Annotated in this window: 6 protein-coding genes, 8 pseudogenes and 1 riboswitch; of the genes and pseudogenes, 2 read left to right on the forward strand and 12 right to left on the reverse strand. The window is 68.3% G+C overall.

Annotated features, from left to right (window positions below; translation table 11 throughout):
• Nucleotides 1-37: 37 nt before the first annotated feature.
• From FRZ33_RS03665 to FRZ33_RS03705, 10 genes and pseudogenes are all read right to left on the reverse strand, one after another.
• Nucleotides 38-1,047 (reverse strand): annotated as a pseudogene (locus FRZ33_RS03665) (ribonucleotide-diphosphate reductase subunit beta).
• Between the two features lie 126 nt (nt 1,048-1,173).
• Nucleotides 1,174-2,637, reverse strand: a pseudogene (locus FRZ33_RS03670) (ribonucleoside-diphosphate reductase subunit alpha); the annotation flags it as partial.
• Between the two features lie 276 nt (nt 2,638-2,913).
• A pseudogene (locus tag FRZ33_RS17570) lies at nt 2,914-3,333 on the reverse strand (LAGLIDADG family homing endonuclease); the annotation flags it as partial.
• Nucleotides 3,334-3,767: 434 nt separating this feature from the next.
• Nucleotides 3,768-4,694 (reverse strand): annotated as a pseudogene (locus FRZ33_RS03675) (ribonucleotide reductase N-terminal alpha domain-containing protein); the annotation flags it as partial.
• A 220-nt stretch (nt 4,695-4,914) separates the two neighbouring features.
• A riboswitch (cobalamin riboswitch) is annotated at nt 4,915-5,115 on the reverse strand.
• 22 nt (nt 5,116-5,137) lie between these two features.
• Nucleotides 5,138-5,635, reverse strand: a complete 498-nt coding sequence (locus FRZ33_RS03680) for a hypothetical protein (RefSeq protein WP_146907707.1) — start codon at nt 5,633-5,635, stop codon at nt 5,138-5,140.
• A pseudogene (locus tag FRZ33_RS03685) lies at nt 5,636-6,933 on the reverse strand (amidohydrolase). It lies immediately after the preceding gene.
• A gap of 165 nt (nt 6,934-7,098) precedes the next feature.
• Nucleotides 7,099-8,209: pseudogene (gene zapE / locus FRZ33_RS03690) on the reverse strand (cell division protein ZapE).
• A pseudogene (locus tag FRZ33_RS03695) lies at nt 8,202-8,874 on the reverse strand (alpha/beta hydrolase). The pseudogenes zapE and FRZ33_RS03695 overlap by 8 nt, the downstream one beginning before the upstream one ends.
• Nucleotides 8,875-9,079: 205 nt before the next feature.
• Nucleotides 9,080-10,450, reverse strand: a pseudogene (locus tag FRZ33_RS15900) (ExeM/NucH family extracellular endonuclease); the annotation flags it as partial.
• Between the two features lie 263 nt (nt 10,451-10,713).
• A complete protein-coding gene (locus FRZ33_RS03705; RefSeq protein WP_146907711.1) occupies nt 10,714-11,229 on the reverse strand; it encodes a c-type cytochrome in 516 nt (171 codons plus the stop codon).
• Nucleotides 11,230-11,390: 161 nt separating this feature from the next.
• On the opposite strand from FRZ33_RS03705, the gene FRZ33_RS03710 reads away from it, so the two are divergent.
• Nucleotides 11,391-12,137 carry a hypothetical protein gene (locus FRZ33_RS03710; protein ID WP_146907713.1) on the forward strand — a complete coding sequence of 249 codons (747 nt, stop codon included), beginning with the start codon at nt 11,391-11,393 and terminating at the stop codon, nt 12,135-12,137.
• 325 nt (nt 12,138-12,462) lie between these two features.
• Nucleotides 12,463-12,975 carry a hypothetical protein gene (locus FRZ33_RS03715; RefSeq protein WP_146907715.1) on the forward strand — a complete coding sequence of 171 codons (513 nt, stop codon included), beginning with the start codon at nt 12,463-12,465 and terminating at the stop codon, nt 12,973-12,975.
• Here FRZ33_RS03715 and FRZ33_RS03720 read toward each other — a convergent pair.
• Both FRZ33_RS03720 and FRZ33_RS03725 read right to left on the reverse strand, forming a co-directional pair.
• Nucleotides 12,972-13,658, reverse strand: a complete 687-nt coding sequence (locus FRZ33_RS03720; protein WP_227978087.1) for an RES family NAD+ phosphorylase — start codon at nt 13,656-13,658, stop codon at nt 12,972-12,974. The two genes, FRZ33_RS03715 and FRZ33_RS03720, sit on opposite strands and share 4 nt — an antisense overlap.
• Complete coding sequence (locus tag FRZ33_RS03725) at nt 13,655-14,095, reverse strand: MbcA/ParS/Xre antitoxin family protein (RefSeq protein WP_146907719.1); 441 nt, start codon at nt 14,093-14,095, stop codon at nt 13,655-13,657. The genes FRZ33_RS03720 and FRZ33_RS03725 overlap by 4 nt, the downstream gene beginning before the upstream one ends.
• Between the last annotated feature and the right edge of the window lie 64 nt (nt 14,096-14,159).

Raw genomic sequence — 14,159 nt, forward strand, 5'->3', positions numbered from 1 at the left:
CTGGCCCCGGCCAGTCGAAGCGACCGCGATGGCGTCCTCAGAACGCCGCGTCGAACTGCACCTCGCCCTGGACACCCACTTGATACGCCGATACCCGGCGTTCGAAGAAGTTAGTGAGTTCCTGCACGTCCTGCAGGTCCATGAACGGGAACGGGTTGCGGGCGCCGAAGTGTTTAGGCAGCCCGAGCTGGGCCAGGCGCTGGTCGGCGCAGTATTCGAGGTACTGGCGCATGTCCCGCGGGGACAGGCCGGCGACACCGCCGCTGAGCACATCCTCGCTGAAGCGGCATTCGCAGTCCACGGCCTCGGTGAGCATCTGCACGATCTGCGCCTTCAGCTCATCGTCGAACAGCCCGGGCTCTTCCTCGCGTGCCGTACGGATGACCTCGAAGGCGAAGGCCATGTGCCCGCTCTCGTCGCGGAACACCCAGTTGGTGCCGCTGGCCAGGCCATGCAGCAACCCGCGCGAGCGCAGGTAATAGACGTAGGCGAAGGCGCCGAAAAAGAACAACCCTTCGATGCAGGCGGCAAAACAGACCAGGTTGAGCAGGAACTGCCGGCGCTGCGCCGGGGTCTCGATGCGCTGCAGCGACTGCACGCTGTCCATCCATTTGAAGCAGAACTCCGCCTTGTGCCGGATGGACGGGATGTTCTCGATCGCGGCGAAGGCCTTGGCGCGCGCCGCCGGGTCCGGCAGGTAGGTGTCGAGCAGGGTCAGGTAGAACTGCACGTGCAGCGCCTCTTCATACAGCTGGCGCGACAGGTACATGCGCGCCTCGGGCGCGTTGATGTGCTGGTAGAGGTTGAGCACCAGGTTGTTGGACACGATCGAGTCGCCGGTGGCGAAAACGCCACCAGCCGCTCGATCAGGTGCCGTTCGGCCGGGCCGAACTTGGACTGCAGGTCCTTGGTGTCCAGCGAGAAATCCACCTCCTCCACCGTCCAGGTGTTGCGGATGGCGTTGCGGTACATCTCGTAGAACTGCGGGTAGCGCATGGGGCGCAGGGTGAGGTCGAAGCCCGGATCAAGAAGTTTTGGCGTGGTCATGGTCTTCCTTGGCTCCTCCCCCTGCTTGCAGGGGGAGGCTGGGAGGGGGTGGAACTTCGAAGCGTGGAGTGCGGGGCAAGGGTTCACCCCTCCCCAGCCCTCCCCTGCGAGCAGGGGAGGGGCGGGTTACTGGCAGGCTTCGCAGGACTCGGGGTTTTCCAACGAACACACCACGGCCGCCGTGGCATCCGGCGCATTCACCGTGGTCTTGGCGATCTTCGTGGCCGGGCGCGAGCGCAGGTAATACGTGGTCTTGATGCCCTGTTTCCAGGCGTACATGTACATGGACGACAGCGCGCCGATGTTGGGCGATTCCATGAACAGGTTCAGCGACTGGCTCTGGTCGATGAAGGCGCCGCGTTCGGCGGCCATGTCGATCAGGCTGCGCATCGGCACCTCCCACACCGTGCGGTAGACCGCACGCAGCTCGGCCGGGATCTCGGCGATGCCCTGCACCGAACCTTCGGCCAGCTTGATGCGGTCGCGCATCTCCGGCGTCCACTGGCCCAGCTGCTTGAGCTCGGTGACCAGGTGTTTGTTCACCTGCAGGAAGTCGCCCGACAGCGTCTCACGCTTGAACAGGTTGCTGACCTGGGGCTCGATGCACTCGTAACAACCGGCGATCGAAGCGATGGTCGCGGTCGGCGCGATCGCGATCAGCAGCGAATTGCGCAGGCCATGCTGTTTGATGCGTTCGCGCAGCAGGTTCCAGCGTTCCTGCGCCACCGGCTGCACGCCCCATGCGTCGAACTGCAGCTCGCCGTGGGCGGCACGGGTTTCCTCGAAGTTCGGGTGCATGCCGCGTTCCTGCGCCAGCTCGCAGCTGGCTTCCGGGGCATTGAAGTAGATCTCCTCGGCGATGCGCGCCGACAGCGCGCGCGCCTCGGGCGCATCGAAGGCCAGGCGCAGGCGGAAGAACACATCCTGCAGGCCCATCACGCCCAGGCCCACCGGCCGCCAGCGCAGGTTGCCGCGGCGTGCGGTCTCGATCGGGTAGAAGTTCAGGTCGATCACGCGGTCGAGCTGGCGCACGGCCAGGCGCACGGTCTCGGCCAGCTTCTCGAAATCGAAACCCTCGTCGCCGAGGTGCTGACCCAGGTTGATCGAGCCGAGGTTGCACACCGCGGTCTCCTCCGTGGAAGTCACTTCCAGGATCTCGGTGCACAGGTTCGACAGGTGGATGACGTTGCCCGGCCGCGCGGTCTGGTTGCTGGCGCGGTTGCACTTGTCCTTGAAGGTCATCCAGCCGTTGCCGGTCTGGGCCAGGGTGCGCATCATCTTTCCGTACAGTTCGCGCGCACGCACGGTCTTCACCGCGCGGCCGCCGGCTTCCGCCTGTTCGTAGGCCACTTCGAAGGCCTTGCCGTACAGATCGGTGAACTGCGGCACCGCCTTGGGGTCGAACAGCGACCATTCGCCGTCGGCTTCGACACGGCGCATGAACAGGTCGGGGATCCAGTTGGCGAGGTTGAGGTTGTGGGTGCGTCGGGCCTCGTCGCCGGTGTTGTCGCGCAGCTCCAGGAATTCCTCGACATCGGCGTGCCAGGGTTCCAGGTACACGCAGGCCGCACCCTTGCGCTTGCCGCCGTTGTGGGCAAGCCCGATGGCCGTCATGTAGGACTCATCGCCTTCAACCAGCAAGTCCACAACGGTTGGAACTAGCGCCACTGATTCGCAAGATCGAACGCGTGAAAACACCTGGCCTTGCCAAACCAGCCAGTTGCGCTTGGTGATCGCCCGGCAACCAACGAGCCGAGCGATTTCCGGTGTCGCGGGAATACGGAGATCGAACGAAAGAGAAGGTTTGGTGAAGTTGATGACCGAACCGTCGCTGCGCGCGCCGCTGTGCGGCTCGTCCCTGAGGCGCCGCTGTCCTGCGCTGGGCACCCCCAGGCGCAGGAGCTGGTAGCGGAGCCCGTGCACCAGGCCCTCGGAAGAGCTGGTGAAGTAGATTTCCTTGCCGCGTGACACGCCGCCGTCCGTTTCCAGCAGGCCCTGGATCAAGGCCAGCGTCTGCGGCCGGGGCAGATGGCTCAGTCGCCGTGCGATGCGTTTGCGGCCGGCGCCGTCGTATAGATCGCTGCGCGTGAAGGGCAGGGTGCTTTCACCGCGGCCGACTATCCTGCCGGTCGTGGCCTCCCGGACAACACCGCGACCCACAGACCAGCGAATCTGCTGGTAGGTTTCGCCTCGTGACGTTTCCAGGAATGGATTCCGCGCTTTTCCAGATACTCCCGCACAAAGGCCAGGTGCGTATCGCGGGAAGGATTTCCGGAAACACCCCATTCGTTGCCGTCTCCGCTGGCGTGACCGTCTCCCAGCAGGATGCCGTAGAGACGGGCATCCTCCTCGGCGATGTCGTCCAGGGGGACCACTTCGGTCGGGATGGTCTGAGCGACGAAGTCACCTTTCCGTAGTTGGCCTGCGTCGGCCCAGGCTGCCTTCACCTTGCCCTTCTCCAGCCAAGCCATGGTACGGGCATCCGCCTGTTCCATCGGCACGCCGCGGATGGCATAGAGAGGGTGCCCGCTCGTGACCCGAACCGGCTCGATGGCGTGCTTGACGTTGATTTCGACCATCGGGTCGTTCTGGCTGTATTCGAGGCGATCAAGGACTGTCCGGTACTGGCCGGAAATGCCGAGAACCAAGTCTCCTTTGCGAACTTGACCGATGGGCGTGGGGCCATCGGCGGTATAGACGATGGTCTCTGGCGCGAAGCACTGGTTCACCGCGGCCACCGAGGAATCGAGCGTCTTCAGCCACGGCACGATGCCGTTGGAATGCCCGTTGGTCGACCGGATCAGCGACCCGCGCGAACGCACCCGTGTGAACGACACGCCGATGCCGCCGCTGAACTTGCTCAGCATCGCCACGTCGGCGTACTTGCGGTAGATCGACTCCAGCGAGTCGTCCGGCGAGTCGAGCAGGAAGCAGCTCGACAGCTGCTCGTGCGTGGTGCCGGCGTTGAACAGCGTCGGCGAGCTCGGCAGGTAATCGAGCGAACCCATGCGCCGGTACAGCGCCAGCGCCTCGGGCACGTCCTGGCTAAGCGCGCAGGCGATGCGCAGGAAAAACTGCTGCGGGGTTTCGATCACGGTGCGCTGGGTCGGGTGGCGCAGCAGGTAGCGGTCGTACAGCGTGCGCAGGCCGAAATAATCGAAGCGGCGGTCCAGCGAGACGTCCAGCGCGTCGTTGAGCTTGCGCGCATTGGCCTGCACGAAGGCCAGCAGGCGGTCGTTGATCAGGCCGATTTCGTGGCCACGCGCGACCGATTGCGAGAAGGCGTGGATTTCCTGGCCCGCGACTTCCTTGGCGATGAAGTCGGCCAGCAGGCGCGCGCTCAGGCGCCCGTACTCGGGCTCTTCCGCGGTCAGCAGCGCGGCGGTGCGGATCGAGAGTTCGTCGAGTTCGCGCGTGGTGGCACCGTCGTACAGGCCCGAGATGGTGCGCGTGGCGACGCGCATCGGATCCACGGCGTACAGGTCGTCGCACTGGCGCATCACCGCGCGCACGATCTTGTTCAGGTCCACCGGCTCGCGGCGGCCATTGCGTTTGGTCACGGTCATGCCCAGCGCGGCGGCGGGCGGGGTGAGGGCGAACTGCGGCGCGGCGACGTCGGCCGGCGCTTCGAGGGTTTGATGGTTCATCGGGTGTTCTCCGGTGCATGGCGCACGGTCGTCGCTCCTCCCTCGGGAGCGGCGCGCGGAGAGCGGCGACGAAGGCGCGCACAGGCGCCATCGTGGCCACGCCCCCGCGGGCGTACGAAGTCAGACGGAGGATGCCGAACAGGTGTCGCAGGGACCGAGACCGGCGCCGCGACACCGGCGCCGTCTCCCCGGAGACTTCTGGGCCGGTCACCGCGCGGTGTGCTTCGCGCGGCTGTCGGCAGGTCTTCGGACTCGTGGACGGAAGCTCGCGCTTCGCCTACTGACCGTCGCTTCCCAGGCTCGCGCCCAGTGCGTGTGACGGCGTTCGTTTCCACATACCGCTGCGGGGCAGCGCCGGATTCACACCGGCTTCCCTATTAACCCGACCGCAGGGGCCGGGACCGACGGCCACAACATATAGGGGTCATCGGAGCAGGTCAACACTAGATATCGCGCCGGCTATCAGCTCGGGAAGGAGCGAATGCGTGCGTGAGGGCGTGATCTGGCCCAGCGTGGCGGAGCAATGCGCGATGCGCTTCGGCCCAGTCGACGCCCAATACGTAAAGCATGATCTCGCGCTTGCTGGTCAACGAAACGACGCCCAACGCCGGTATACCTTCGATCGATGTGGCGTAGATCTGACCGACATCTTCCCAGCGGATATGGACGCGGCGCCCCCAATAACTGCGGCCATCAAGGCCGCTGGCATGCACTGTCCACGTCCACAGCCAAAGCACGACGTAGAAGGTGGCGGCGAACGCCAGCCACATGCCCAGGACGATACTGATGATCGTCAGCGGTGCGCCACGAATCACGTTCAGCGGTGGCCGGCCATTGAGCAGGTCGGCTACCAGTGCCACGACGAGCAGGGACGCGACCACCCACGCGCACAGCCTGCCTGCGAAAACGAGGCAGCTGTGCAAGCGCGGATGGAACTTCATTCAGTCGGCCTGCGCCTGGTAATCCAGCACGATCTGCAGCATCGCCCGCGTGCCTACCTTCAGCGCCTCTTCGTCCAGGAAAAATTCCGGCGAGTGGTTCGAGGGCGCCTTGATCGCGTCCTGGCCCTTCGGCGTCGCGCCGACGAAGAAAAAGAAACCCGGCACCTGGTTGGCGTAGAAGCTGAAGTCCTCGGCACCCATCACCAGGTCCATCTCGACCACGTTCTTCGCGCCGACCGCGCGCTCCAGGCTGGGCAGCACGCGGGCGGTGAGCGCGGGATGGTTCCTGGTCACCGGGTTGCCCTTGGTGTCGGGCACCTGGGTCACGACGGTGGCGCCGTGCGCGGCGGCGACCTTCTCGGCCACGTTCTTGAGGTCGGCGAACACCGCCTGGCGCATGCCTTCATCGAAGGTGCGGATGGTGCCGATCAGCTCCACCTCGTCGGGGATGATGTTGTAGCGGATGCCGCCCTTGATGGCGCCGTAGCTCATCACCACCGGCTGCTTGCTGATGTTCTGGCGGCGGCTGACGATGGTCTGGCTGGTGCTGATGATGTCGGCCGCGGCGACGATCGGATCGATGCCGCCCGGGGCCGCGAGCCGTGCGTCTGCCGGCCCTTCACCACGATGTTGAAACGGTCGGACGCGGCCATGAACGGCCCGCTGCGATAACCGACCTGGCCGGCGTTGAGCGTGCTGAACACGTGCAGGCCGAACACCGCCTCGGGCTTGAAGCCGTCGAAAATGCCCTGCTTCAGCATTTCCTCGGCGCCGCCTTCCTCGCCATCCGGCGGGCCTTCCTCGGCCGGTTGGAAGATGAAGAGGATCTCCCCGGGCAAGTCGGCCTTCATCGAAGCCAGCGCCTCGGCCACGCCCATCAGGATGCCCGTGTGGGCGTCATGGCCGCAGGCGTGCATCACGCCGACGGTTTCGCCGCGGAAGGTGGAGGTGGCTTTCGAGGCGAAGGGCAGGTCGTTGCGTTCGGTGACCGGCAGCGCATCCATGTCGGCGCGCAGGGCGATGCGCGGGCCGGGCTGGCCGCCGCGCAGCACGGCGGTGACGCCGGTGGTGGCGATGCCGGTGCGCACGTCCTCGAAGCCCAGTGCACGCAGGTGGTCGGCCACCAGTTTCGACGTGCGCACTTCGCGGTTGCCCAGTTCCGGGTGCTGGTGGATGTCGCGGCGCCAGGCCTGCACCTTCGCGTCCACCGTGGCGGCCAGCGTTTCGACATCGGCCGCGTGGGCGACGGGGCCGCAGAGCGCGGCAGCAAGAGCGGAAACCAGCAGCAGTCGGCGCATCGTTTTCTCCGGAAGTTTTGGCCCCTCCCCCTGCTGGCAGGGGGAGGCTGGGAGGGGGTGGAGCTTCGAAGCGTGGAAGATTCGAGGCAAGGTTTTACCCCACCCCGGCCCTCCCCTGCGAGCAGGGGAGGGAGAAAAGCACTCTGCGGTACACACAACCCCGGGTCACGGCCGGTGCCCGCGCGCCATGAACTCGGCGCTGCGCATCTCGACCAGACGCGAGGCGGTGCGCTCGAATTCCTGCATCAGCTTTTCGCCGCCGTACAGCCACATCGGTTCGGCGGCGGCGCTGAGCAGCAGGTTGACGTTGCGGTCGTAGAGTTCGTCCACCAGGTGCACGAAACGGCGCGCGGCGTTGTCGTGCAGCGGGTCGAACACCGGTACGCCAGACACCAGCACGGTGTGGAAGTCGCGTGCGATCTCGATGTAGTCGGCGGCGGCGCGCGGCCCTTCGCACAACGCGGCGAAGTCGAACCAGGCGATGCCCTCGGCCAGCGCGCGCACCGGGATCGGCCGGCCGTTGATCGCCAGCGGCCCGTCCTCGTGCGGGCAGTCGGCGGCCAGGCGCTGGAAATGTTCGGCCAGCGCCTGTTCGGCGGCGGCGCCCAGCGGCGTGATGTAGGTGCTGGCCTGGGTCAACTGGCGCAGGCGGTAGTCCTGCGCGCTGTCCAGGTGCACCACCGCGCACTGCGCCTCTATCAGGGCGATCGCCGGCAGGAAACGCGCGCTGCAGGCCATCCTTGTACAGGTTGGGCGGCGCGGTGTTCGAGGTCGTCACCAGCACCACGCCGCGCGCGAACAGGCGGTCTAGCAGGCGGCCCAGGATCATCGCGTCGGCGATGTCGCTGACGATGAATTCGTCCAGCACCAGCAGCCGCATCTCGTCGGCGAACTGGTCGGCGACCACGGCCACGGTGTCGGCGGTGTCGTCGGGCAGGGCCTGGATGCGGGCGTGCACTTCGACCATAAAACGGTGGAAGTGCCAGCGCCGGCGTGGCACCTCGTCGGCAAGCTGGTCGAACAGCAGGTCGTTGAGGAAGGTCTTGCCGCGCCCGACACCGCCCCACAGATACAGGCCGCGCACCGGCGGCGACGGGCTCAGTTTGCCGATCAGCCGCCGCCACGGAGAATGCGATTCGCGCGCGCGCAGTTCGCGGTGGATGCGGTCGAGTTCGCCCAGCGCGGCCTGCTGGGCCGGGTCGGCCTGCCAGCGGCCGCTGCGGACGCCGGCGGCGTAGGCGGCCGACGGCAGCTGGGCCGCCGCGGGTTCAGCCATGGCGCGGCGGCGGCAGGTTCTTGCGCACGCCGTTCTTGATCGCGCCGCGCAGGTCCATCAGCCGCCGGTGGAAGAAGTGGCCGGTGTCGGGCATGCGCACCAGGGTCGGCTTTTCCTTCAGCGACTCGATCCAGGCGTACACCGCCTGCGGATCCACCAGGTCGTCGGCCTCGCCCATGATCACCAGCCAGGGGCAGGGCGGCGGCAGCACACCGGCGAAAGGGCGCAGGCCCACCGGCGGCGCGATAGACACCATCTGTTTCACCGGCAGGTGGCGCGCGCCCTGCAGCGCGACCCAGCTGCCGAAGGAAAAACCGGCCAGCCACAGCTGGTCGTCGGGGCGCACCTTGCGCACCCAGTCGGTGACGGCCAGCAGGTCCAGGGGTTTCACCGCGGCCGTTGTCGAACGTGCCTTCGGACTGGCCGACGCCGCGGAAGTTGAAGCGCACCGCGGCCAGGCCGAGTTCGCTCAGGGCGCGGGCGGTCATGGTGACCACCTTGTTGTGCAGGGTGCCGCCGTCGGGTGGATTGGGATGGCAGACCACGGCCACGCCGGCACGTTCCTGGCCGGGTTCGGGCAGGTCCACCATCAGCTCCAGCCGGCCGGCCGGGCCGGTCAGGTGCAGCGGACCGGATTCGCTGGGGAAGGCGGGCAGGGCGTCCATGGCCGGGATCATAGCCCGCCGTTGGCCAGGTCGAGGCCCAGGAGCATCGGATCGTGATCGGAGGCACGCCAGGGGTCGTTGTCCCGGTCCTGGCGGTAGCCGAAGGCCTCGGCTTCGTCGGCATTGTTGTGCCATTCGGCTGCGCCGCGCAGGCGGGGGCCAGTCCGGCGTCGAGCAGGGCATGGTCGAGGCGGCCGGACTGGCCGGACCAGACATAGGAATACGGCCGTTCGGCCCCGGCCAGGGCGAAGGCGTCGTGCCAGCCACGTTCGCGCAGCAGGCGCAGCGGGTCTTCCATCGCGTAGGCGTTGAGGTCGCCGATCACCAGCGTGCCGGTGGCACCGGTGCCGGTGGGGTCGGTGGCCAGCCAGTCGTGCAGTCGCCGCGCCGATTCGACGCGAGTGGCGTTGAAGCAGCCCTGGTGGTCGCCGGCATCTGCATCTGCATCGGCGGCGCCATCGCCGCAACCCTTCGACTTGAAGTGGTTGGCGGCCACCACGAACACCGGCCCCTGCCCGGCACGGAACGCCTGCGCCAAAGGCGCGCGGCTGCGGTCGGCGAAGGGGCCATCAGTCAACGTTGCCGGCTTGCCGACGGCCGAGAAGCGGCTGGCGCGATAGATCAGTCCGACGCGGATCGGATTCGTGCCCGGGCCTTCGCCGGCATCGACGAAACGCCAGTCGGCGTGCGGCCCGGCGGCATTGAGCGCGGCGACGAACTGCGCGATCGCCGACGCCGGACCGTAGCCGTCGTTTTCGATCTCCATCAGCGCCGCCAGGTCCGGGTCCAGCGCCTGCACGACGGCGATGAGCTTGGCCTGCTGGCGGATGTAGTCGTCGATGCTGGCCGCGCCACGTTCGGTCGGAAAGCCACCGCCCGCGCCGTCGCCGTTGAACAGGTTGAGCACGTTGAAACCGGCGATGCGACGATCGCCGGGCACCGTCGGTGCGGCGGGACGCGGCGCCTGTTCGATCGCGCCGGGCTTGTCGGTCAATTGCAGCCGGTAGCTGCCGTAACGCTGGTCGATCACGCCGGTCACGCCGGTGACCACGCTGCCGGTGCGCAGCGGCTTCGTGTCGTGCGGCGCCTGCGGCAACCAGGACGGCGTGCCGACGTCCCTGCGGCTGCTGCCGTCGTCGAGCACCAGGCGGCGCCGCGCATTGTCGGCAGCCACCGCGTCGGCGCCCGGACCGGCCGCCGCGACTTCAGTCGGCGTGAACAGGCGGCCGCCGAAACTGCCCACCAGCTCTCCGTAGCGCGACAGGCCGTCGTTGCCGCTGATCGTCAACGGCTCGGTGATGTGGACCAGGCGGCCTTCGAGCGGCTCCCAGTCGTCGCCGTCCTGCGAAGGCCGCGCTAGCAACAGCGGCTCGACCGCCACCTGGCCGACGACCTCGACCTGGTCAGCCTCGAGCGTGGTCAGGGTGGCGTCGCTGTCGCCGGCTTCGCGCACGGTGCCGGCGGCGAGGACGAGGTCACCGACCTGCAGCCGCGGCCCGGCCACGTCGCCGCGGGTCAGGAACAGGCCTTCGGACGTCAGCGGATCGCCGTCGTGCACCAGCGACTGCAGGAACACGCCGCCCAGTCCCCGGTGAAGTCGGCGCCGACGACACCTTCGACGAGCACACGCCGGCCTTCGAACGGGCTGCGGGCCCCTGGCCCTGGACCGCGCCTATCGGCGTCGGTTTTTCGCCGGCCGGGGCGGCGGTGGTGCCGGCATGCCCGGCACAGGCACCGAGCAGCAACGTGACGAGCATCGGCAGCAGGGCGCGCATTCGGATCTCCGGAAACGACAACGCCGCCCGGAGGCGGCGTCGGCGAAGGGCGTGGGGCCCAAGCTTACTTGAGGTTGTCGACCATCCACTGGACGGTGGCGACCACCTGCTCGTCGGTCAGGGACGGGTTGCCGCCCTTGGCCGGCATGATGCCTGCCGAACCCTGGAAACCTTCGATGGCGTGCTTGTTCATCGTGTCCATGCCCTGGGCGATGCGTGCGGCCCAGGCGGCCTTCTCGAGCTTGGGCGCGCCGCCGGCACCGGCGGTGTGGCAGGCGCCGCAGAGAGCGGCGTAGATCACCGAGCCGTCCAGGGTTCCGTCGTAGGCGACCTGGCCGGCGGCAGCCGCGGCGGCGGCGGCCTTGGCCGCGGCCTGCGCGGCCGCGCCGGTGGAACCGGCATAGACCACACCGACCGGCTGGAGGCGCTGCTCGGTCGCACGCTCGGCCACCGGGTTGGGTTCCGGCTCGAGCTGGCTGTTGATGTAGATGCCCAGGAGGATCAGGGCCAGGGTGATGGCGACCAGGATCGCGATGACCTGGGAGAAATGCTTGAGGAAGACCAGATCGTGGTTGCGCACTGTCGTACCTGGACGGCGGGCCGGAGCCCCTGGATTCGAAGGGCGCGATTATATCGGCCCCGCGCGGCCACCGGAAGGCGCGCAGCAGCCCTTTCTTCACGCCATGGTCCGGTGCCATGCTGGGCATGGGCTGGCCGGCCCGAGGGGAAACAGGCGCAGGCATGGTGTCGCAGACTCTGGCATTGCTGCAGGATTCCGCACCGGGACGGCGCGGGCACTGGGCGGCGATTGCCCTGGCCGTGCTGCTGGCCTGGCTGGCGCTGGAACAGCTTTCCGCCCAGCTCTGGTTCCTGCCCGCCGGCCTGCGCCTGGCCCTGCTGTGGCTGACCCCGGCCCGGCGCTGGGGCTGGCTGGGCGCGGCCGAGGTCGGCGCCCAGGCCACCAAGTCGCTGGTGCTGGGGTATTCCCTGTTCTCCACCACCTTCCTGGCCGTGTGCGTGGCGCCCTGGCTGATCTATGCCGGCGTGGTGTACGCCCTGCGCGGCCCGCTGCCGGCGCCGGTGTTCGACAGCCCGATCCGGATGATCGTGTTCCTGCTGACCGGCCTGCTGGCCGCGGCGGCGGTGTCGCCGCTGTTGTGGATGTTCCTGGTCACGATACCGATGGATACGGCCGAGACCCTGGCCAGCGTGTTCGCCTTCCTCTACGGCGACCTGATCGGCCAGATCGTGCTGGCGCCGCTGCTGATCGCCGGCCTGCACGGCCTGCTGCATCGCCGCCAGCACCTGGGCCTGTGGCGCGACCTGGGGCTGGTGCTGGTCGGCGCGCTGGGGTCTTCCTGCTGCTGCAGGCCTATGGCGGGCTGGCGACGTACGTACTGTTGCTGGCTTTCGCGCCGTTGTTTTTCCTTGGCTTCCGCCACGGCTGGGAAGGCGCCGCGCTGGGCACGGCCAGCCTGGGCGTGGTGATCCAGGCGCTGGTGCACGCCGGCCTGCTGACCGTCAGCGTGTCCATGGTGCAGCTGGTGCTGGCCGTGGTCGGCGCCGGCGCGCTGGTGCTGGGCGCCGCCAGCACCGCCCTGCGCCTGAGCCACGAGACGCTGGCGCAGCGGCATAAGGAACTGGCGGCGAAAAACGAGGAGCTGGGCGAACTGGCCAACGAACTGCGCCTGATCAGCCAGCGCCTGGTGCGCATCGAGGAACAGGGCCAGCGCGAACTGGCCAACGAACTCGACTACGAACTGGGCCATGCCATCCACGCCTGGGCACCCGCATCAGCCTGGCATTCCGTGACGTGCGCGACGACCAGGGCACGCGTTTCCTGGAATCACTGCGCGAACAGGTGCGCGAGATCCAGGACAGCCTGCGCCGCGCCCTGCGCCAGCTGCGCCCGCCCATGCTGGACAGCCACGGCCTGCGCCGCGCGCTCGACAGCGGCCCGCTGCGCGAGATGCTGGACGACGCCGGCGTCAGCTTCGAGGCCGGCTTCGGCGGCCCCGCCGACACCCTGGGCGATGACGCCCGCACCGCGGTGTACCGTATCTGCCAGGCCGCGGTGCGCGAAGCGGTGCGGCTGGAAACGGTGCGCAATTTCGGCCTGCAGCTGCACGTCGGCGACCCCGGCCCGGAAGGCCGCGCGGTGGACCTGCGCATCGACCTGGAATTCTCGCCCTACGCCCAGCACCTGCCGTCGCTGCAGCCGCTGTCCGCGATCCGCGACCGCGTGCTGGCCGAACACGGCCGCTACATCGTGGAACCGCTGGTGCACGGCCAGCGCCACGTCGTGCACTTCCTGGCGGAGGATTAGGCGCGCGTCTGCAGCGTCGCCACGGCGTAGTCGGCCTGGATGCGCGCACCGTCCCAGCTGTAGATCAGGTGCTGGGCCTGCACGCAGGGCCTGACCCGGTCGGGATGGAACACGCCCACGCACTCGCCGCCGGGATGGCGCACGCTCGGATAGACCACGCCGTCGGAACCGGCGGTGCGCAGCTCGCGCGCCAGCGCCTGCGGCGCGGCGTAGTCGTCGGGCTTCAGCATCGCCGGCCAGCCCTTGCGCAGGTCGTGCAGGCGGCCGTCGATGCCGGTGCGGTAACAACGCATCTCCAGCTTCATCGCCGGCTCGTTCGTGGCGGCCATGAACTTCGCGCGGTGGAACATGGTTTCCGCCACCGCGGTGTCGAGCGAACGCGCGGCGTAGAACACGCCGTACGTGCCGTCGCTGAAACGGCTGCCGTCGGGATTGAGGTGGGTGAACGCCGCCATCACCGGCTGCGTGCCCGGGCCGCTGATGCGGCGCTCGCGCGGCACCAGGTCCAGCTGGCCCAGTTCCTGGCGCAGCCGGGCATTGGTCAGCGCCTCGATCGCGAACAGCGCCTCCAGGTCCTCGGGCGCGGCGACGCGGTCGAACACCCCACGCGGCGGGAACCGGCTGGGCACGATGCGCCAGGCCTCGTCCCAGCGGATGCGGCGCAGCGGCGGCAGTCGGCTCACTGCCATCCGCGCTGCGCGTCCAGGTAGCTGCGCACGACGAACAGGTCGGCGACATTGCCCGACAGCATGCGATCGAGCGCCGAACGGCCGCCGAAGGGCAACGCGGCATTGGGCTTGCGGATCCAGGCGTCGGCGCGGGTGGGGTCGGGGAACAGCAGCTCCAGCGCCTTGAAGATGCCCAGCACATAGCTGATGCGCTCGATCACGTCGCGCGGCGGCGCACCGTCCTGCAGCTTCTTCCATTTGTAGAACGTGGATTCGGGCGGGTCGCCCAGCAGGCGCCGGGCCTCGGACGACTTCAGGCCCCAGGCCTGGGCGATGCGGAAGAAGGCGCGCAGGGCCGGTCCACCGAGGTCGGCGGCCGGGGGGCGGCGGGAGCGGTTCGGGCGCTCATGGGTGGCTCCTTGTGTGGAGATGACAGGAACTCTACTCCACATATGGAGTTTATGCCTGCCCGGCACCCTCCGGCCCGGACCGGGGTTGCCGGCCTGTTCAGGTTCG

Origin of the sequence: Arenimonas daejeonensis, assembly GCF_007993735.1 — a bacterium.
GTDB lineage: Bacteria > Pseudomonadota > Gammaproteobacteria > Xanthomonadales > Xanthomonadaceae > Arenimonas > Arenimonas daejeonensis.

Bases quoted from the DNA above. Each gene is read 5' to 3' on its own strand.
- FRZ33_RS03725 (WP_146907719.1), bottom strand. From the start codon at position 14,095: ATGTGGAGTAGAGTTCCTGTCATCTCCACACAAGGAGCCACCCATGAG.
- FRZ33_RS03680 (WP_146907707.1), bottom strand. From the start codon at position 5,635: ATGAAGTTCCATCCGCGCTTGCACAGCTGCCTCGTTTTCGCAGGCAGG.
- FRZ33_RS03710 (WP_146907713.1), top strand. From the start codon at position 11,391: ATGGTGTCGCAGACTCTGGCATTGCTGCAGGATTCCGCACCGGGACGG.